Genomic DNA, 20,183 nt, shown 5'->3' with positions numbered 1-20,183 from the left:
AAATTTGATCACGGGCTTACTCTTTTAAGATCAAGGTGCTGAAAATCAAAACTGAAATCAATATTGGGTGAGATCCCTTTCATTTTGATTCCTGTTCCCTTGCCCTTCTCATCAAGTTGAAACATGGCGAAGGCATCACAGTTCATATCTTGATATTCCCATTTAATGGCATAAGTATTTGCCTGGTAATAATACATTTCTCCATGCAGTTTTGGGGAACGATGTGACTTCATCCAAAGCTTTCCATCCTTATTAAAAACTTCCATTTTTCCGAACCAGTTGTCCTTGTAAATCCCCATAATACCTTGCGGATCTTTCTCCAAGGGATCGACTTTTGTTGCTTTTTTCCAAGTCGCGGTTAATACCGAATCACCTTTGCTCTCACGTTGTGTGATCCTGTCCTCCATAAAAGATATCCAATCGGTAGGTTTGGCTCCTATTAACAGATCTGTAATACTGGCTCTCATGGTCCAGAAACTATAACCACCCGGATCAGCATTAGTCAGCACAACGGCAGCAGCATTGATCTCTGGAATAACAACGGTGCTAGAAAGCATTCCCGGTAAGCCACCGGTATGTTGAAAAACAACCAGGCCATTCATATCTTTTATAAACCAGCCCAAACCATAGGCTTCAAAATGGGTTTTGATAGGTCCCCCTGGAGTAGGGTTGAAACCTATATTGGTATGAGGTTTCCACATCATTTTTTGGTTTTTCTCTGAAAATAGCTGCTCTGAAAGACCATCCCCGTATTTGCCCTTGTTCAACTGGAGGAGCAACCAATGACTCATGTCTTTAACACTCGAATGGATACCGCCGGCAGCTCCCGCCGAGGGGTCAAGACCTCCCATGTTGGGAAATTCTTTGATCCTATCTTTTTCGATAGAATGAGGATTGGCCACATTGCTGTGATCTATGATATTTTGAAAAATAGCAGAGGAGGATGACATGCCTATAGGGCTCATGATTCTTTTTTCTATAAAATCAGGCCAACTCATACCACTTACCCGGGCGATAAGCTCTCCGGCAACAATATAAAGCAGGTTATCATAGTCGTATTTCGTTCTAAATGCTGAAACGGGTTTTTGATATTGGAAGCTTTTTATGACATCGATGGCTTTGAAATCGGCTCCATCGGGAAAGAACATTAGATCACCCGCTCCCAGATCAAGACCGCTTCGATGGGTCAAAAGATCCAGAATATTGAAATTCTCCGTAACATATGGCTCATACATTTTGAATTCGGGCAAGTGATCGACGACCTTATCATTCCAGTCTAACTTGCCTTCATCCACAAGCATAGCCAGAGCAGCGGCGGTAAAGGATTTGCTATTTGAGGCTATACCAAAAAGCGTATTTTCATCAACGGGTTTGCCAGAAGCCTTTGAGCTCATTCCATATCCCTTGGAATGAATTACTTTTCCATCTTTGATCACTGCAATGGCCAGTCCGACATGAGGCATGGTAGACATGGCCTTATTTACAAGAGAATCGATTTGTTGACTTGTACGATCTTGGGCTTGATTTGTCTGAAGACCAAAAAGGAAAAAGAATGCAAAAAGAATAATGGCTTGGTAGCCGGGACAGGTAGATTTCATAGGACATGTTTGTTTAGTTGAGCCTTCAATATATGAAAAAAGAACCTTGAAACAGGTTCTTAAATGAGCAGATTGCTTATTCACCGTATTTTAAAAACTTCTCCCCGGTGATCGTTTTTCCATAAAAGCTTACAGTTGCACTGGTACCATCTTTTTCCAGTAATTCAAAACTTACTTTAGGGTTGCCAATTCCTCCCTCAAAAGTATTGTTTCCAATATACCTGAGACCTTCTAATAAATGACCATTCCTTTTTATGAATAAGAGGTCATCATTTTTAATAAACTCTATGTTGCTTTTGTCATCCATCTTATAAAGGCCGGTAATTTTTTGGTATACCTGTGCATCCAGCGGGATTTCTTTATTCATGATAATATCAAAGACGACACTGTGATTTCCTTGGTCATTTTTTACTATGGGTAAAACCCTGTTCACAGCACCGGGAGAGGAAGCCCAGGTATCATTATCAATATATTGGTCACCTTTAAAATAGATCTGTGTGATGAGGTCTTGCTGTTCAGGAACAGAAACCCTCATATGGATATGTGCCGGGCGCCAGGAAGAATCATCACTGGGATTTGCCTTATACGGAACGGGTACTATGGTTTTAAAGCTGTACTGCCCTTTGTTTCCGGTCTTTACGGCACCTCTGAACAAATAGTCGTCTGAAGCATTGTCATAATGTTCTTTCTCATCACATTGCCATATTTCCACCAAGGCACCTTTTAAAGGTATGTTACCGCTTTCATTAAAAACTGTACCGTGTAAATTCATTGGAGTCCCTGTGGAACTGTTTGGAATAATGTTACTTCTCATCGGTGCCCCGGGCCTGTAAAATGGTCCAAGTATATCTGTCGTTGTCGGGGAGTCTCCAACAAAGTTTGCCCCATTCCAGTGAATCCCTCCAAAAGCACTTACACTGATTGCCATCATGGATGATTTTTTTATAAAATTTCTTCTCTGCATATGAAATACGTTAATTTGCCAGACCATAAACTTAATATATTTTAGCAGGTCATAAAAGTGATTTTGGATGAACAGTATGAATATCTTTCCCAAGCTATCATAATGGTTAACCAAAGATGAGAGCCTGGCTCACAAAAACCTGTTCCTTTGATTAAACAGTATACATTACCCTGCGGTTATGAATATCAGAGATGAATTCTTCGGTAAACAATGCTTGACTCAATTTAAATAAACAAAAAGGTTTCTTTCTATGTCAACTAATATGAATAGATTTGCCGTCAATTTGAAAAAAGCAGGTATGAAGCGTATCAATGAATACAAAAAACTTTTTGAAGTAGAAGGAGCAATTGATTTGAGAGAACTAAAAACTGCTTATCGCGGACTGGTGAAAGCATGGCATCCGGATAAATTTCAGTGTGAAGATAAAAAGGAAGAAGCTGGTGCAGTAAGCCAGAAAATCATTGATGGTTATCATTTTCTGGTAAGTATAGCTCCAGAAACCAGAGAAGCTAATGCACAGGAATACCACGATACAATTAACCAATCGCAAGTTGCCGATTTTTTCCATAAAAGCATGCTTTTAGAGGTTACTTTTACTGATGGAAACACCTATGAATATTTTGGCGTGAACCGCAAACTTTTTATCAAATTTGCCAATAGCCGATCCCTTAATAATTTTGGCAAAAGAAATATTTTTAATTCTTTTCTTTACAGAAAGTCAAAGAAGGCAGCAGTTATGGCCTGAGTCAGGAATGTGGCACCTGACCCCTAAAGAATTTACTTCCAGTTAAAATACTGTAAAGAGCTTTGATAATTGGTTATTTTAAAGATAATTACGTAACTTAGAACTCCTTAGATAATCAGATCTGCAAAATCATAAGAGTTTTTCTTATGAAATGGAGAAACTTAATATCAGAACTTAAACGCAGGCATGTTTTTAAATCAACCATAGCCTACCTGGCTATATCATGGATTGTAATACAAATTGCCGCTACCATCTTCCCCGCCTTTGACGCTCCGGAGTATGCGCTTAAAGCCTTGATTTATTTTTTGTCTGTCGGTCTTATTTTTTGGATCGCTTTTTCCTGGGTTTACGATTTAACCGCCGATGGTATTCAAAAAACGGATGATCGGCCTGCTGATCAGGAAACCTTAGAATTGACCAATCAACGCCTGAATAAAGTCATTGCAGTTTCGGTTGGCTTTGCGGTCTTATTACTTGTTGTTATTAGTTTTTGGGCAGGATCCACCTGGAATGAAAGTCCGGATGTTCCTCAAAATAAAGTAGTAGCCGTATTACCGTTTTCCCAGGATATTGAAGAAGAAGAAAGTTATTTTAAAGAAGGCATGACTGAGACCCTTATAGGCGAATTGTCAAAAGTAGATCAATTAAGGGTGATCAATAAGGGCTCCACTCAGGTCATGACATCCGGATTTGAACCCGCTAATTCCCTAATTAATAGTGTGCTTAAGAAGGTCGATTTTTTTATCAGCGGTAATATTGAAAGGGAGTTAAATAGGTTAAATATCCAGGTTGAACTTAAGGAATCTATTGATGCCGAACCTGTCTGGCAAAAAAATTATACCAGAGATATTTCAGAGGTCAGGATACTTTGGGCCGAAGTAGCTGCTGATCTTTCAAGACAAATGAATATTACAGTTAAACAATCAGATGCCGTCTTATGGTCGGGTCTGAGGCCCGTTAAGCCTGAAGCCTATGAATTATATCTTAAAGGAAAGCACTATTTGAATAAACCATCACCGGTTGATTGGCAGCGCGGATTGGTTTATTTGCAGGAGGCGATTGATAAAAACCCTGCAGATCCCTATGCATACGCCTGGATGGCAGAAGCCTATGTGAACCTGGGACACGGACCAGATCCTCCTCCTGATGTATTTCCCAAGGCTTTAGAGGCTGCACAAAGGGCCATTCGGCTTGATTCAACCTTAGCGATGGGATGGGCAGCCCTTGCACATTATCACACCTATTTTGGAATGGATTGGGCCCTTGCGGAATATGCCTTTAACCGTTCGAATTCTTTAAATCCAAATCTTTCATCCAATCATTATCACAGATCATGGTACCTTGCTTTATTTGGTAAAATGAATGAAGCCATTGAAGAGCATAAGCTTGCTCAGGAACTGGATCCCTTTTTTCCTTTGAATACTGCCTGGCTGGGAGAACTTTATCGTTGGGTGGGTTTGTATGAGGAAGGACTGATTGAGGCCGATAAAGCCTCTCAAATGCAAAATGATCTTGCACATAGTATGTTTGTCAAAGGTCGGATCTATTTGGACCAGGGCCGGATAAATGAAGGACTGGAATTGCTTAAAGAGGCTTCAGAGGTTTTCGTAGGATGGAAATATGTCGGTTACGGACCGGCTTTGTTGGAAACCGGGAATATCAAAGAGGGTAAGGCTGTTCTTGATGAGTTGGAAAGCCTTCCGCTTAATGGTTATCGTGCCTTGTGCCTGGGAATCATGTATGCTCATTTGGGGGACATTGACAAGACCTTTGGATATTTGAATTATAAACAAAAACACGGCTGGTTCCCATGGATCAGGGTGATGTTTCTGCCAGATGAAATAAAAAAGGATCCCAGGTATCTCAAATTGATCCGGGACATGAATTTACCTGATCCGGCTCCTTTGGTTTATCAACCGGAAGGCTAATAGTTTAAATTTTATGGTTGGAGTATTCCTGTAAACTGATGTAAAATTGAATAGAAATGAATAAACTCAGATTAGTTTTGTTGGTCTTTTTAGTATTTGCCTGTGACAACTTCAAGAAAGGAGATAAAAATATTGTTGCTTCTCACCCTTTTTTAGTGGGAGTTTGGCAAGGTCAGGGCAGGTTACTGGATACGGATGTTTCTGAAAAGATGGGAGAAATTCCCATTAGAATAACTATAGAACCTGATGGGAAAATCGAAATAAGTATTGGAAACACTTTTGTGATTGAACCAAAAATTAAGAAGGCAGGGTTTGGATTTGAGATTTTCGGAATACTCGATTCGGAAGTTAATAATGCTGTTCACTTGAATAAAACCCATCTAATCATACTCTTGATTATCCCAAAAGACAGTACAGATGACATAGATTATTCACTGGCCGACTTTCATTTAAAAACCAATTATATGTTTGATTTTAGCATGCGGGTAGGAGGGGTTCATCTAAAAAAACAAGGCAATTGAAAGCCACTTTAAGAGGATTTTGCTCATTTCCACTTAACACTTAACCAGATTAAAACCCAACTTTTCGTATCAATACATTTTCTTCTTTGATAATGATCTTTTCCAAAAAAAGGGATACTTTGTTGACGATAAAGTTCTCATTGAATTCATTAGGATTATAACTACCCATTTCATTGATATCTTCTTCAGAAAGAGGTTCTAATGCGGCTGGATAGATAATGAAAATTGAAATGTCTCCGTTGTATTTTTGGGAAAAAACCAAAGCGGCACCTTTAACAAATTCAAAATCTGCAGATCCGTTCAGTTTTTCGATCATTGATTTCGGGAAGCTTTCAAAAGTAATATTAACAGCATTATTGTTCATCAACCAATCAAGTTGTTGCACCCTCCATCCAATGCTATAAGTGGTTTGTATTTCGTTTAAGGTTTTTAAAAGGAGGGGTAAGGTAAATTCGGCCCACTGTTTTCTTTTTTCCAATACCTTTTCAAGGGAATTCACATAGTCGTTTACCGATTTATCCAAAACGTTATTTTCCATAATTCCTGTTTTTTTGATTAATTCCCTGGGCAAGTCCGTTGATTAATCAGCCAAATTGACTGATTACAGCTTTGACTTCTAACCATAATTAAAATTATCAGCATTCTTTAAATGACACATTGATCTTAATCAATTCAATGATTGATATGGGTCATTTTGATGCAGGGAGCAGCATTATAATTCCGGCCAGTGGTTATGCGGATTACTTTTCTTTTCGCTGGCCTGTAATGATCAAGGTTGAAGTTTGACAATGTGATTGATCATTACCGGGCTGATCAAAAACTGGTCTTTATCTTTTTGCATCTGAATGGCCTTGACCACATCCATTCCTTTAGTCACTTTTCCAAAGGCTGCAAAACCCATCCCATCCGGGTTTCTTTTGCCGCCAAAATCCAATTCGGGCTGGTCATTAATACAAATGAAAAAACTGCATGTTGCGCTGTTTGGTTCGCTTCGAGCCATAGAAATTGTTCCGTTTTTATGCAGGATTCCCGTTTGTTTTGTGGTTTCAATTTCAATGGGTGAAAACTGATCTTCCTCTGATACGTCTCCGCCTTGAATTACTTCAATCTTCACTTGCCGGTCTGCTTCGTTATCGGGATTACAAACCCTGAAAAAAGAGGAGCCGTCATAAAGGTTTTGTTCCGCATATTTTAAATAATTAGCTACAGTCTCAGGTGCTTTTTCAGGATATAATTCCACAAATATGTCTCCCATAGAGGTGCTTATTTTACAAGTAATGGTTTCCTGGGCAGTAACAGAAATTCCTATCAAAACCAGAAGAATCGTGAAATATTTTATTTTCATGGGTGTTATATTTATGTTGACCATTTTTCTTAAAAGTAAGCTATTTATAACATTATAGAAATATAATTTTTATCAAAATAATTCGAATGCTTTAATCTTTTAAAACTTTCGGTTACTTTTGAGTAATGGAACAACTAACACTTACAACCCCTGCTTTATTGTTTTCGGCAATTTCATTAATCATGCTGGCCTATACAAATCGATTTTTAGCTTATGCTGCAGTGGTAAGGAATCTGCATGACATGTATAAGAAGGATCAAAATCAAGTTTTGATTCGGCAAATTAAGAACCTTCGACAGCGTCTTTACTTAACTCGAGCCATGCAGATATTCGGAATTTCCAGCCTGTTACTTTGTGTTTTGACCATGTTTCTTATTTACATTGAACAACATGTGATTGCCGTTTGGGTTTTTGGCGTTGCGCTTATTCTACTGATTATTTCATTGGCCCTTTTGATCAGGGAAATTCAAATATCAGTAGAGGCCTTAGAACATCATTTAAGTGATTTAGAGAACAAGAGCAAATAAGATATTTTTAATTTATGGTACGTAATTTGTTTATCCTGGCATGTATACAGCAAAGGAATTTTACAAACCAATGTACGAGCCTGACAAAGAGGATGAGGTAGGGTCTGATTATCGGGTAACACTGCATTGGGAACCAAACCTCAGATTAAACTCAAATGGAAAACCTAAGGTTTCATTTTATACGGCAGACCCGGAGGCTCAATATCATGTTGAACTTGAAGGCTTGACCCTGGACGGTTATCCGATAACTGCAGAAAGTTATTTGGAGGTCGGGAACTAATCATAATTAAGTGCTATATTAGATTGTTCTTTTTACCAACCTAAATTATATCGCCATGCGTCAATTAGTGCTATTTGTATTGTTATTATTATCGACTTCAGTCTTTTCGCAAACCAAATCGATTAAAAACTCTCCACCACTCGCTGAAGCAACTCCCCGTTCTGTTGGCATGTCAGAAGAACGACTTTCTTTTATCGACGATGTTTTGACCGAGTCTATTCAAAAAAATGAAATACCGGGTGCAGTGGCCCTGGTCGCAAGAAACGGTAAAATAATATATCACAAGGCTTTTGGCTCAGCCGAAAATGCGACGAGGAGAGATCTAAAAAGAGATGACATTTTTAGAATTGCCTCCCAAACAAAGGCCATTACGTCTACTGCTGTGATGATGCTCTGGGAGGAGGGTAAATTCAGGCTCGACGATCCGATATCAAAATACATACCAGAGTTTGAGAATGCTCAGGTTTTGGATTCACTGATAGAAAAAGACTCTTCTTATACAACAACCAAAGCAAACAGGCCCATAAGCATTCGGCATTTGATCACTCATACTTCGGGTATAGGATATGGATATATCGATGGGGATGAAAGGTTTAAAAAAATCTATCACAAGGCGGGTATTATTGACCTCTTTACTACAGAACCTGTAAGCATCAAGGATAATATTAAAAAACTCGCCAGACTTCCATTGCATCATCATCCGGGGGATAAGTTTGTTTACAGTGAAGGTCTTGACGTATTGGGGTACTTTATAGAAATCATTTCAGGAATGCCTTTGGACGAATTTTTCAGGACTAGAATTTTTGACCCGCTAGATATGGATGATACCTGGTTTTATTTACCGGAATCAAAACATAACAGGTTGGTTTCGGTACAAACATTAAAAGAAGGCAGATGGGAAAAGTTTCCGGCACCATATGCTTATGACCCGGATTATCCTGTTAAAGGAGCCAGGACATACTTTTCAGGTGGAGCAGGATTATCAAGTACCGCGAAGGACTATGCTTCGTTTCTGCAAATGTACCTTAACATGGGGGAGTTAAACGGAATTCGAATTCTTAGCAGAACGACTGTACAGTTTATGATGGCCAATCAGATTGGAGACTTATGGGGGGATTCAGGATCGTATTACGGTTTGGCTTTTAGCGTATTAAATCAAAAAGGCCAGGATAAAGGAGGTAAAGGAAGTATCGGGAGTTTTCAATGGGGTGGTTATTTTAACACCCAGTATTTTGCAGATCCAAAAGAGGGGGTTATAGGGATTTTATTAAAACAAACCCAGGATATTGAATCGGACGAAACAGGATGGAAATTTAGGCAGATTGTCGGACAGGCTATTGATGATTAAGTAAGATGTAAAGACACTATGGCAAGTCTTAAAATTGATAAACCCCTGCACTTTTTGGCAGGGGTTTATTCACTAGCGTTTAGTCAAAATATGAGGGGGTACTCTATTAATAAAGGAGATTAGGAAAGGTTAACATAAAAAATGACATTTTTTTAATTTTATTTTTTCACGCAATTTAAAAAGTACTGTAAATTCAAATTTATCTGATTGAACAGGTTCTGCTAATTGAAGATTTTACATTTTTCAAGTTTTGATCAGCCCTTTTAATTCTTTGATGCGTAATTCTTTTTTAGGTTTTCGGTTTTTAATGGCAAAGTCAGTATGATAACGATGGGCTTCAAGAAATTTGACCTGTAATTTATTCCATTCATTACGATCTTTAAGACCCGAATAAACCTTTAGTTCTCTGAATAATTGATCGCTGATTTTATAATAATCATCTCTGCCCAAATAATCCAGATCGATATCGCAAATGATTTTTTCCAATAAAGTTTTGGGTTGTTGAGGAACTTTAGTAGATAAAATGAGTTGTTTGATAATGTCAATATCCTTTTTTGAAAAATGAAATTCTGATAATAAGTTATTCGCGATTTCTATACCTTTTAATTCATGATCTTCAGTGCTCTGTGTAAAACCTATATCGTGAAGTAATATACCCAAGCGTAGAAGTTGAGATTCATGTTTGCTTATTTTTATATGCTTTAGATACAGATCACAGGTTTTCAAAGCATCCATTGTATGATGTACGCCATGGTAGTACAGGTCCTTTGGCAATTTAGTATGTAAAATGTCTAGAATGCGTTTCCGAAGTATGTAATATCCTTTCAAATCAATGGATTTCTTTAAATTGTCAGTAACCAGAAAGACAGCGCGGCCAGAACAAAAATAAAACTCAGGCCAAAAAATTTAATCGATTTCTGAACGCAAATGAATTTTTGGTCTATAATTTTACTTTCAATATGAATCTGCTCACTCAATTGCTCATACAGTTCAGTCTCACTGTCACAGACTTCCAGCAGTTTTTTAGTATATTCTTTAACATCTCCAAATGCATATACAGCATCCCGAAAGAAAAAAACATTCTTGTCATATTTTAATTCAATCTGCGGTTTAAAACACTTAAAACAATAATAAATAGACACCAAGACACAGGCCATCCATAAGAATGAAATTACAAGAAAAACCTTATTTGATGTTATTATGGGCTGGAATTGTTCTATGCGATCTATAAAAAGTCCAATAACAAGACTGTGGAAGGAAAAGATAATACCAGCTTTTAATTCGGAAGCCCTGATCAGTTTCTCTAATCGCTCTAATTGCTCCCAATAATTATTTGGATCTTGTCTCATATTGTATTTCGTTTGATGGGTAATTCCTGATAAAGTTAACATAAAACTATCTTATCTCCAGTCTGTTTCTTTATTTTGGAAAGATTTTTAGGTCCCAACACGAAATACATCTTCATCATCCCTTTGTTTTTTACATCAATTTCCCCTCTGTATTCACAGTCAAAATATTTTTCTACAAGTTTAAAAGTATTCTCTGAAATGTTGATCATGCCAGCCATTGAATTTGACTCCATACGAGCCGCCACATTCACTGTATCTCCCCAAATGTCGTAAGCAAATTTCTTTTTTCCAACGACCCCTGCCACAACTGGGCCGGTATTGATTCCGATACGGATCTCGAAATGTGCTATGTTAAGATCAGGAAGTTGTTTTGACGCTGTTACAAACTGCTGAATTTCGAAAGCCGCCTGAATAATTTTGACTGCATGGTCATCTGAGGGATTGGGCAGTCCGCCGGCACACATATATGCGTCTCCAATGGTCTTTATTTTTTCAAGTTTGTATGTATCTATGATCTTATCAAATTTTGAAAAAAAATAATCTACAGATTTCACTAGTACTTCAGGAGAAAGCTGTTGTGAATATCTGGTAAAGGCTTGAAAATCTGTAAACATGACGCTTACAGAATCAAATTTCTTGGCTTGTACCTTGCCGCTTTTTTTTAGTTCTTCAGCAGTCTTAGCCGGCAGGATATTGAGCAGGAGTTTATCGGATCTTTTTTTTTCTTTGCTGATATTCCAGTAGTACAGGCCGGTCATGACGAAAATGACCACCATAGTAAAAATCAACACCTTTTGATTTGTTTTTTGCTGATTGAGCAGATCCACCTCCGATTGTTTCTTAGCTACTTCAAAATTTGTTCTCATATCTGCCATTTTTTGTAATGATGTAAGGTTAAATACACTATCGCGATAGGCAATATGATCTTTATAGTATTGATAAGAGTCACTGGTATTACCAACTAGATTATAAATATCCGAAAGCTTTAGGTTTGCTTCACTAATCTGTTTTTTTAATCCTTTTTCTGTTGCCAGAACCAGGCTCTCATGGGCAAAATTTGAAGCTGTTTCATAATCTCCCTTAGCTATGTAAATATCAGCTTTGATCAAAAGATACTGGCAGATCGGATAATAATCCTGCAAGGCCTTGTGTATGACTATAGCATCGTTCATATAGCTTTCGGCCAAATCATGTCTCCCTTTTTGGGCATAGGCTATTCCGATATTTCCCAAATTATAGGCCTCTCCTGCCTCATTTTGTAAAGATTTGAATATGGGTTCAGATTGAAGGAAATAAACTAAGGCCGAATCGGGTTGATTCACCCTGAGGTACTCATCCCCAAGATTTAAATTGGTTTTGGCAAAATTTAATGAATCCAGTGTTTTTGCTTGCCGAAAGATTTCAATGGCTTTTTGATAATAATATACGGTATTTTGATGGTTATGTGCATTGTAATAAGCACCGGCGATAGCAGTGTAGGTGGAGCCAAGAAGGTTGTTCTCTTTGATTTCAATGGCAATATCGGCAGCCTTTAAATAGCTTTCCAAAGCCAGGCTTAGGTCTCCGTTTTTAGTAAGTACATTTCCTTTTTCAAGATATCCACTCCACAGATAGTCATTTGCATCTAAATCTTTGGAGAATTCTATCAATTCGTCAATAAATTCAATCCTTTTTTCATAAACCGTATGATTTTGCGCCAAAACTTCCAGGATATTAAGTCGATCCTTTTCATCAAAATCACCTTTTTTAAAAATCAACTCGAGACTGTCTGCCAAAGATTGATTCTGGGCAAAATTACTGTAGCTAATAATTAAAAAAAAGCCCATAACAATTAGGGCTTTTCTCCCGATAAAAGATGATAAATCATGATGTTGTAGCATCTGTATAAAAAAAAATGGCGGTTAACAATTTATGCGCTCATCATTATCTGTGTACTTCCATGATGGGATCTAGTACATAGGCATGTCCATTAACAGTATATGTTAAGTAGTATTCCTGGGTGTCGCCAAGTGAAATATTGCTGTTCTTAACTCTTCCGATAACTACGTGTTTACTGGCTCTGATGTATGACCTGTTTCTTAGAATCTGTTTCGGTGAAGAATTTTTGATCACAATATTTTCTATGGTTATTTCGTCATCTTCTTTCTCTGGCATAACTATCCATGTGATCCTTTTTCCTATGCTTACAGGTGTTATAAAATTTCGTTCTCCTACAGTATCAAAAGAGGTTTTAACTTCTCCATTCCAGTCGTTATCCAGACTTTTGACTACCCCGTGACTATCGATTCTTAAGACAACGAATTGATCTTTCCTGTTACTTTTCGTTTCCTTCAAAAGTTCCATTTTCTTTTTTTCCAGAATTATTCGGGCCTTTACTTTGTCGATTATTGTGCTTTCCATATTGCTATAATTTAAAGATTACTAATTCGATTATTTAAAATGTTTATGTTCTGACTTCATCTCTTTTTTGATTCGAAGCTTTTGATCGTCATATATACAGTTAGGTTTTTACAACCTGAGAGTTAAATATAGAGGCGTGAAGTTCTCCTTCGCCAACAGGCTCTTTGCCTGTGCAAATCCTGCCGTATTTACCATATTTATTTTCCCAGTAACCCACAAAAATGGGTTTTTCATTTCTCAGAATATCAACGATATACGAAAACTTGGAAATAGGGTATTGAATATAAAAACGATCAAAGTCAATAGGTTCAACGATCTTTGTGCCTTCTTCAAAAAATTGTAAAACTCCCAAGACCTCGTCACGCGTATCATATAAATTAATGGTGGTAAAACTTCTGTTTTTTTGCGATCCAGAGTCCAAAAAAATACGGTATGATTTTATTTCGGTATACATGTGATGATAGTTTTCAGAAACCGTAAATTAAAGACAATTCAGCACATGTGAAATGATCAGGATCAACCATTTAGTTGACAAAAATCAAGAAATCAGTTTGTAGGATGTGAAGTTGATATAAAATTTTACTGTGAAAACTCGATGGTGGATCCTTTTATTGAAGTTTTTTCACCGGGATGCTTATCTTTTGACTTAGGGCCATTAACAAAATACATTTTCAGCATTCCCTTATTTTTTGCGTGAATTTCAGCTCTGTATTCACAATCGAAATCATTTTTGATCAAATCATAAGTGCTGTCTGAAATATTGACTTTTCCCGGCAAGGAAGTCGATTCCATTCTCGAAGCAATGTTCACAGTATCTCCCCAGATATCATAGGCAAATTTATTTGCACCAACCACTCCGGCAACCACAGGGCCACTGTGTATAACGATTCGAATATCAAATCGCTTGAGATCATTTGAATATAAAGCCTTGGCTTCATTGACAACATCTGCTATTTCTAAAGCAGCTGTGACCAATTTTTGAGCGTGATCATCAGAAGGAAAAGGTAAGCCGCCCGCAGCCATATAGGCATCTCCAATAGTTTTTATTTTTTCAAGCCCATAACTCTTGATGATTTCATCGAATTTACGATAATAGAAATCGACACTCCTGACAAGATCCCCGGGACTAAGGTCTTCGGACGACAAAGTGAACCCTTGAAAATCTGTAAATAAGACTGAAACAGAATTTAACTTTTTTGCTTCGACTTTTCCAGATTCTTTCAGTTCTTTGACATTTTGTGGCATGGTTTAATCACCCCCTTTTTCATTTGTGGCAAGTTTGTTTTTAGCTATAGGGTCATTACTTTATCTCATTCGATCTAAAAATGATTGAAATTCAACCAGGCGAGGATGTTTAAACCATTCGTGCTTTTTGATAAAAAGGTAATTTAGCGCAGACCTAAAGCGATATTTTGAACCTTTATAAGTTGTTTACAACTTTATATGCCTCTGGATTGTATGTGTTCATAAATATTAGAAATTTATTAGGAAAATTTAGTCAAACATCAAGGGAATTAAATCTATGAAGAAATTATCTGTGGTTGTGCTGCTGGCCGTTTTATTCTCGGGATCAAATTATGCCCAGGAAGTTGTGGTTGGAGACAAATCCATAAGTAAAAAATTTGCAAGAAACGGATTGAGTAAATCAATGATCATATCAAGAGCTGAAACCTGGTTCACTAATGAGGAGAATGCGGATAAGAACAAGGTTGAAACCATTGATATTGAAAAAGGGCGAATTAAAATAAATGGTGAAACCAAAGTGTTGTATAAAAATATTGGAAAAGAGTTGTATCCTAAAAGGAATGCAATGGCCGAAGTTTTGGAGGCCCGATTTGGTCATACCTTGGAAATAAATGTGAATGAAGAAGATTATGAAATTGTGTTTTCGGTCACTGATATGAAAGAGGAAATGTATAAGAAACAGGATGTATTTTTTACATGCGTGAATTTTAATGAGATCAACGATAAAGATTTAAATGAATACAATAAGGCAATGGATAAATTGCTTAAAGCAAACCTTGTTTTTAAAAAAAGGAGAGAAGTGTTTGAGGCAAACAGCAGATCTCAATTTGAAGAAGTAAGCAGCTTCCTTCTGAATGAAGGGGAAATGAATATTTATTCATTACATGAAGTCATTAGGTCTCAGTAGTCTGAATGCATTCCATTTCCACAGGGATTGTATGATATACAATTAAAAATACTTGCATCAAATGATGTAAGTTGTTATTTTTAAAGCCATAGCACAATAGATATGCAATTATTGAAAAATACCTTTCCCAATTTCTTTTTAGGTTTCATTTTGTTTATGATCCCTTTTGTTTCGTATTCCCAAATTACCCCTGAAACAAAAACAGATTCCACCGGTGCGCCAATTCCCAAAGCAATAAAGGTGGTGGATATCATTCAAAAGGTTGAAGAAGCCAATAAGGAAATCAAGCTTTCTTATAGTAAAATTGATGTAGGAAACAGGGTGTCACGCATTGACTCTTTATTTCCGGACTATGCTAAATTCATAGAGGCACAGCTTAAAAGAAAAGATCATTTTGTATCCGCTAATCTAAATCGGTATAAAGTCAATAACCTGATCAAGAAATGGAATAGATACTATGACCATCTAAGTGGTTGGGAATCGATAATTAATGAACAGGAAGAACGCAATATCATTATCCTGAAATCGTTGAATTTCCAGGAAAAGACCTGGCAATTGACCTATGAAAACGCAGAAAAGGAGAAAGTTCCTTTAGAAGTTTTGACCAGAGTTAGGGTAGTATGGAACGATTATAAAAGAATCAACAAACAGGTCAATAAGGAAAATAACGATTATTTGATTCTTGAATCCAAGATTAACAAGCAAAAAATACTTGTTAATAATACTATCGATGAACTGAATTCACTTAAGGACTCGGAGGTGTATAACCTTTTTTATCTAAGAAACGAACCACTTTGGAAATCATCGTTTAAGAGCCCTGATAAAGATGAAGGAGAAAAAGATGAAGTTAATTCTTTATCAGAGAATATTACAGGTATTTTTTATTATATCAAAACCAGTGAACACAGTATTTATTTATATATTCTATTGGTCGTATTTGTTGTGGTTCTTATTCATTTTATAAAAAAGACTTTTGAGAAGTACCCCTTTAATGAACCAGATGGAGATCTTCAGAATGCAAAAGATATCATTTTAAATCACTCGGTCATGAGTATGATATTTATCTCTTTGATCATTGCCAAATGGTTCTTTGGCAATACTCCTGTGTTATTTGGTAATATTCTGGTTTTTTTGATTCTTATTGCATCAGTTCCATTGGTAGAACCCTATATGTACAAGAGATTTAAGAAGATCATTTACTTTGTGATCCTTTTTTACCTGTTAGACACTGTCAAAACATATTTGTGGTTTACTTCATCACAATATCGATTATACTTGTTGTTTGAGGCACTTTTAGTTTTAGGTGTTCTGATATCCTTTACCAGGCCTTATCTCAAAACGCGTAAGATGAAAATTGGAAACTTCGGATTGCTTTTAATCAGGTTGACTCCCGTTATTTACGGCTTACTGTTGGTTTCAATAGTTTCAAATATACTTGGTTATACCAATCTGACCGATCTAACCTTAATTTTGAGCATCCACAGTGGTGTTTTTACAGTTATATTCTATGGAATCCTTATGATTGCCGGAGGGGTTTCCACCGGAATCATACACTGGAATTTTAACATGAAATTGACTTTCGATCAGGAAAGGAAATTTGGGCTTGAATTAAAATTAATGCAAATTATACGTGTATTGGCCTTTGTACTTTGGTTTCTTTTTTTCCTGGGAATGATTGATCTTCTTGCTCCGCTCACTCAATTCTTTACCGATGTGTTTTCGGAACCTTATAGATTTGGCAGCATTACATTTACGATTGGGGATGTTTTTAGTTTTATTCTAATCCTTGCGGTTTCTTTTCTTTCTACGAGTATCATCTCCTATTTATTTGACAGTGGCGAGGTTTCAATCAAGTTTTTTAGGTTGCCCAAAGGAATTCCGGCTGCTATTTCATTGGTCATAAGGTATTTTATTATTGCTTTTGGTATTATACTGGCGCTATCGTCTTTAGGGATAGATTTGAGTAAATTCAATCTGATGGCAGGTGCGCTTGGTTTAGGTATAGGTTTTGGTTTGCAAACCGTGGTCTCTAATTTTGTATCCGGGCTTATTTTGGTATTCGAGCGTCCGATTAATGTGGGTGATACAGTCGAAGTCGATAACCTGTTGGGAATCGTAAAACGGATTGGAGTTCGTTCGTCAAGCATCATAACTTTTGAAGGAGCAGAAGTGGTAGTGCCTAATAACAATTTAATTGCCAATGATCTGATTAACTGGACACTTTCTGATAATATCAAAAGGGAGGAAATATTAATAAGAGCTTCCTATAGTTCTGACCCGAATCAGATTCTTAAGATATTAATTGATACTGCATTGAGTAATGAGGATGCTTTAAAGTACCCGGCTCCCCAAGCTTTATTCAGTGAATTTGGAGAAAGTTCGCTTAATTTTAAATTGAGGTTTTGGGTACAAAGTGAAGTTGGCCTGCAGGCCAAAAGCGACATATCTATCGGGGTGTATAATGCATTTGCAAAATGCGGCATTGAAATACCATTCCCACAGCAGGATGTTTACATCAAAGACAGGTCAGGGTTTAAAAATAAAAATTCAGATGCTGTATAAGGTGTAAAAAAATATGCCAAACATGACATTTGTTATTAAATATCCGGATTGTCATTGATAAATTTGTCAATATCTGGCAAATCATATTCCACTTTCAACTTTGAATGCAGTAGAAATTGATTCTTCAGAGAAGGAACCAAAAGTTTTAAAAATTTAAAAGATAATTTATGGGAATTAAAAAGATGGTCTGGAAGGGCGTTATTTTATTGGGTATTGTGTCCCTAACGTTTCAAGGTTGTAAAAAAAATGAACCGGTATCAAAAGAAAAAATTATCGGATTGCAATTATATTCATTGCGAGACGACATGCTTAAAGATCCGAAGGCAACTGTAGCAAAAGTAGGGGAAATGGGGTATACTTTTGTAGAGGCAGCAGGATATAAAGATGGAAAATTTTACGAGATGACTCCTCTGGAGTTTAAAAAATTATGCGAAGATAACAGTTTAGAGTTTCTGGGATCACATACCGGACAGGATGTGCCTACTGCGGAAACATGGGATAAAACAATGGCCTGGTGGGATACTGCAATCGATGCTCATGCCGAGGCAGGCGTAAAATGGATTGTTCAGCCATCGATGAATGAAATAGGGTATGACAGTCTTGAAGGGCTTAAACAATATATGACGTATTTTAACGAAATTGGGAAAAAATGTAAGGCCAAAGGAATTCAATTCGGATATCATAATCATGATAAGGAATTTACCACCGAATTTGATGGGAAGCCATTATATGATTATATGCTTGAATTAAGCGATCCTGACAGCATGATGTTCCAGCTTGATTTGTATTGGATTACTAAAGGCGGTAAAGATGCCGTGGCATACTTTGAGAAGTATCCGGGAAGATTTATGTTATGGCACATAAAGGATGAAATGGAATTGGGTGAAAGCGGAGAGATGGATTTTAACAGGATCTTTAGCCATAAAAAAGAATCTGGCTTTCAATATGGTATTGTTGAAGTGGAGCGATATAATTTCACGCCTATTGAATCTGTGAAAAAGAGCTATGACTATTTGCAGACAACCAATTATTAGATATTTGTCAATTTAAAATTACAATAAAAAACTTCAGCCTTTGCTGAAGTTTTTTATTGTAATCTATAAGGCAAGTCATTCGATTTGCTTTTTGAATTCGACTGGAGACATGCCTGTGAATTTTTTAAAGGATTTGTAAAAAGTTGATTTTGAATTGAAACCTGATTCAAGTCCTATTGAAACGATTGTATAATTGAGGTATTCCGGATCTTTAATTATTTGCTTCACCTGATTGATTCGTAATTCATTGATATAATCTGAAAAATTATTCGAACTGTAATTGTTGATCAAAAAAGACAAATAGCCTGAACTCAACTCAAGTGAATTTGCTAGGGTTTCAAGACTTAAAAAAGGGTCAAGGAATAGTTTATGATCAATGACATGCGTATTGATCTTATTAAATAGTTCCTGCTGTTTTTTTGAAATAATTTTTTCCTGCCGATCCTCTTTTTGATCCCAATCAAAATCTTTTTGTTCAAGGTCCAGATGCTTCTTAATATTTTCCCGTAAAACTATTCTGTCTTCCATGATTCTAAATCGGAAGAGTCCCTTAAAACCAATCCAGTAGATTAGGATTGTTGTGCTTAGTCTTAATGGATAGTATACAATTGGTGAGTTATTGTTTTGGTCGTTTAAATTAATAATTATAGCCAAAACCCACATGAGAATCACCAGGCCCGCTAAATTCATAAAGTGTTTTATCCAAATCAAATCGTCATAGAGCAGTACAAATTCAAATTGCCTTTTTCGACTGTTGAATAGTGCGATAGATTTTATAAAAACAACCATAGTGTATAGAAATCCAATGATTTCTTCAAGGTTTCCGTAGCGCATCATCATAGAGCGGAGCTCAGATTCACTATAATGATGTGCCTGAGAATAACTAATCAAAATAAGCCTCACCAATATAAAAGTGAAAAACACACCTAAGGTAGCCATCATGAAAGGTTTAGTTCTTTTTTTAAGTTTAAGGTAATAGATCAGAAAAACGTAAAACATCGGCATGCATAAAAAATACCATGGAATCTTTAAAAATTTGATAAATACCAAAGAGCTGGTTAGCCCCATATCAATAAGCCAGGCTTGTAAATTGTTCAGTGTTATAAACAAGACCTGTAAATTCAGAAATAGAATTGGTTTGCCTGTTTTTCTTTTCATAAAGAAAAGTATGGCACAAAACGTAAGGCCGTAAATGACACCTGTGAACAGTATTATGTTGAAGAGAGAGACAACAGAAAATTGATTCTCCATGGTTTATTGATTGATTTCCACAAGATATCAAAAATAAGAATATGATTGAACAACCCTACTACTGCCTGTTTTGATGCCTTGTTGATAATTGCTTTCTGCAGATGTCAAGACAATTATAAACCTTTTGGATCAAGGCTTTAAAAAGTCCTAATACTGAATATTCTGACTATTTGGGAATT

Annotated in this window: 20 protein-coding genes; 9 read left to right on the top strand and 11 right to left on the bottom strand. The window is 36.6% G+C overall.

Annotated elements, in window-relative coordinates; translation table 11 throughout:
• Nucleotides 1-8 precede the first annotated feature (8 nt).
• Together AABB81_RS10665 and AABB81_RS10660 are read right to left on the bottom strand one after the other, a co-directional pair.
• Nucleotides 9-1,598 carry a serine hydrolase gene (locus AABB81_RS10665; RefSeq protein ID WP_342160482.1) on the bottom strand — a complete coding sequence of 530 codons (1,590 nt, stop codon included), beginning with the start codon at nt 1,596-1,598 and terminating at the stop codon, nt 9-11.
• Nucleotides 1,599-1,674: 76 nt separating this feature from the next.
• Nucleotides 1,675-2,529: a dioxygenase family protein gene (locus AABB81_RS10660; RefSeq protein ID WP_342160481.1), complete on the bottom strand. Its 855-nt coding sequence runs from the start codon at nt 2,527-2,529 to the stop codon at nt 1,675-1,677.
• A 331-nt stretch (nt 2,530-2,860) separates the two neighbouring features.
• Here AABB81_RS10660 and AABB81_RS10655 point away from each other — a divergent pair, with 331 nt between their 5' ends.
• The 3 genes from AABB81_RS10655 to AABB81_RS10645 all read left to right on the top strand — a co-directional run bounded on the left by AABB81_RS10655 (nt 2,861) and on the right by AABB81_RS10645 (nt 5,756).
• Nucleotides 2,861-3,307 carry a KTSC domain-containing protein gene (locus AABB81_RS10655; RefSeq protein ID WP_342160773.1) on the top strand — a complete coding sequence of 149 codons (447 nt, stop codon included), beginning with the start codon at nt 2,861-2,863 and terminating at the stop codon, nt 3,305-3,307.
• Nucleotides 3,308-3,453: 146 nt separating this feature from the next.
• On the top strand, nt 3,454-5,235 hold the full coding sequence (locus AABB81_RS10650) for a hypothetical protein (RefSeq protein ID WP_342160480.1): 1,782 nt from the start codon (nt 3,454-3,456) through the stop codon (nt 5,233-5,235).
• A 56-nt stretch (nt 5,236-5,291) separates the two neighbouring features.
• Entirely contained in the window at nt 5,292-5,756 is a 465-nt protein-coding gene (locus AABB81_RS10645; protein ID WP_342160479.1) for a hypothetical protein, read from the top strand.
• A gap of 49 nt (nt 5,757-5,805) precedes the next feature.
• Here AABB81_RS10645 and AABB81_RS10640 read toward each other — a convergent pair whose 3' ends face one another.
• Nucleotides 5,806-6,294: a hypothetical protein gene (locus AABB81_RS10640; RefSeq protein ID WP_342160477.1), complete on the bottom strand. Its 489-nt coding sequence runs from the start codon at nt 6,292-6,294 to the stop codon at nt 5,806-5,808.
• A 231-nt stretch (nt 6,295-6,525) separates the two neighbouring features.
• Entirely contained in the window at nt 6,526-7,101 is a 576-nt protein-coding gene (locus AABB81_RS10635) for a peptidylprolyl isomerase (protein ID WP_342160476.1), read from the bottom strand.
• 125 nt (nt 7,102-7,226) lie between these two features.
• On the opposite strand from AABB81_RS10635, the gene AABB81_RS10630 reads away from it, so the two are divergent.
• Genes AABB81_RS10630 through AABB81_RS10620 form a run of 3 tightly spaced genes read left to right on the top strand, consistent with a single transcriptional unit; the run spans nt 7,227 to nt 9,256 of the window.
• Nucleotides 7,227-7,628: a DUF2721 domain-containing protein gene (locus AABB81_RS10630; protein WP_342160474.1), complete on the top strand. Its 402-nt coding sequence runs from the start codon at nt 7,227-7,229 to the stop codon at nt 7,626-7,628.
• A 40-nt stretch (nt 7,629-7,668) separates the two neighbouring features.
• On the top strand, nt 7,669-7,908 hold the full coding sequence (locus AABB81_RS10625) for a hypothetical protein (RefSeq protein WP_342160473.1): 240 nt from the start codon (nt 7,669-7,671) through the stop codon (nt 7,906-7,908).
• A gap of 55 nt (nt 7,909-7,963) precedes the next feature.
• Nucleotides 7,964-9,256 (top strand): serine hydrolase domain-containing protein, encoded by a 1,293-nt coding sequence (locus AABB81_RS10620; protein WP_342160471.1) that lies wholly within the window; start codon nt 7,964-7,966, stop codon nt 9,254-9,256.
• Nucleotides 9,257-9,499: 243 nt separating this feature from the next.
• Here the strand turns inward: AABB81_RS10620 and AABB81_RS10615 are convergent, their stop codons facing one another.
• From AABB81_RS10615 to AABB81_RS10590, 6 genes are all read right to left on the bottom strand, one after another.
• On the bottom strand, nt 9,500-9,991 hold the full coding sequence (locus AABB81_RS10615; protein ID WP_342160772.1) for an HD domain-containing protein: 492 nt from the start codon (nt 9,989-9,991) through the stop codon (nt 9,500-9,502).
• A 107-nt stretch (nt 9,992-10,098) separates the two neighbouring features.
• On the bottom strand, nt 10,099-10,605 hold the full coding sequence (locus AABB81_RS10610) for a Pycsar system effector family protein (RefSeq protein WP_342160469.1): 507 nt from the start codon (nt 10,603-10,605) through the stop codon (nt 10,099-10,101).
• A gap of 35 nt (nt 10,606-10,640) precedes the next feature.
• A complete protein-coding gene (locus AABB81_RS10605; RefSeq protein WP_342160467.1) occupies nt 10,641-12,431 on the bottom strand; it encodes an adenylate/guanylate cyclase domain-containing protein in 1,791 nt (596 codons plus the stop codon).
• Between the two features lie 97 nt (nt 12,432-12,528).
• Complete coding sequence (locus AABB81_RS10600) at nt 12,529-13,005, bottom strand: hypothetical protein (RefSeq protein WP_342160465.1); 477 nt, start codon at nt 13,003-13,005, stop codon at nt 12,529-12,531.
• A gap of 100 nt (nt 13,006-13,105) precedes the next feature.
• Entirely contained in the window at nt 13,106-13,459 is a 354-nt protein-coding gene (locus tag AABB81_RS10595) for a hypothetical protein (RefSeq protein WP_342160463.1), read from the bottom strand.
• A gap of 125 nt (nt 13,460-13,584) precedes the next feature.
• Entirely contained in the window at nt 13,585-14,250 is a 666-nt protein-coding gene (locus tag AABB81_RS10590) for an adenylate/guanylate cyclase domain-containing protein (protein WP_342160461.1), read from the bottom strand.
• Nucleotides 14,251-14,527: 277 nt separating this feature from the next.
• On the opposite strand from AABB81_RS10590, the gene AABB81_RS10585 reads away from it, so the two are divergent.
• From AABB81_RS10585 to AABB81_RS10575, 3 genes are all read left to right on the top strand, one after another.
• Entirely contained in the window at nt 14,528-15,157 is a 630-nt protein-coding gene (locus AABB81_RS10585) for a hypothetical protein (RefSeq protein ID WP_342160459.1), read from the top strand.
• A 102-nt stretch (nt 15,158-15,259) separates the two neighbouring features.
• Nucleotides 15,260-17,719, top strand: coding sequence for a mechanosensitive ion channel family protein (locus AABB81_RS10580; RefSeq protein WP_342160458.1), 2,460 nt, complete (start codon nt 15,260-15,262; stop codon nt 17,717-17,719).
• Between the two features lie 167 nt (nt 17,720-17,886).
• A complete protein-coding gene (locus AABB81_RS10575) occupies nt 17,887-18,753 on the top strand; it encodes a sugar phosphate isomerase/epimerase family protein (protein ID WP_342160457.1) in 867 nt (288 codons plus the stop codon).
• A 75-nt stretch (nt 18,754-18,828) separates the two neighbouring features.
• Here the strand turns inward: AABB81_RS10575 and AABB81_RS10570 are convergent, their stop codons facing one another.
• On the bottom strand, nt 18,829-20,004 hold the full coding sequence (locus tag AABB81_RS10570; protein WP_342160456.1) for a helix-turn-helix domain-containing protein: 1,176 nt from the start codon (nt 20,002-20,004) through the stop codon (nt 18,829-18,831).
• Nucleotides 20,005-20,183 lie beyond the last annotated feature (179 nt).

Source organism: Lutimonas vermicola (assembly GCF_038433205.1).
GTDB lineage: Bacteria > Bacteroidota > Bacteroidia > Flavobacteriales > Flavobacteriaceae > Lutimonas > Lutimonas vermicola.
Note: the sequence above shows the minus strand (reverse complement) of the source record. Positions and strands in the feature narration are given on the sequence as shown.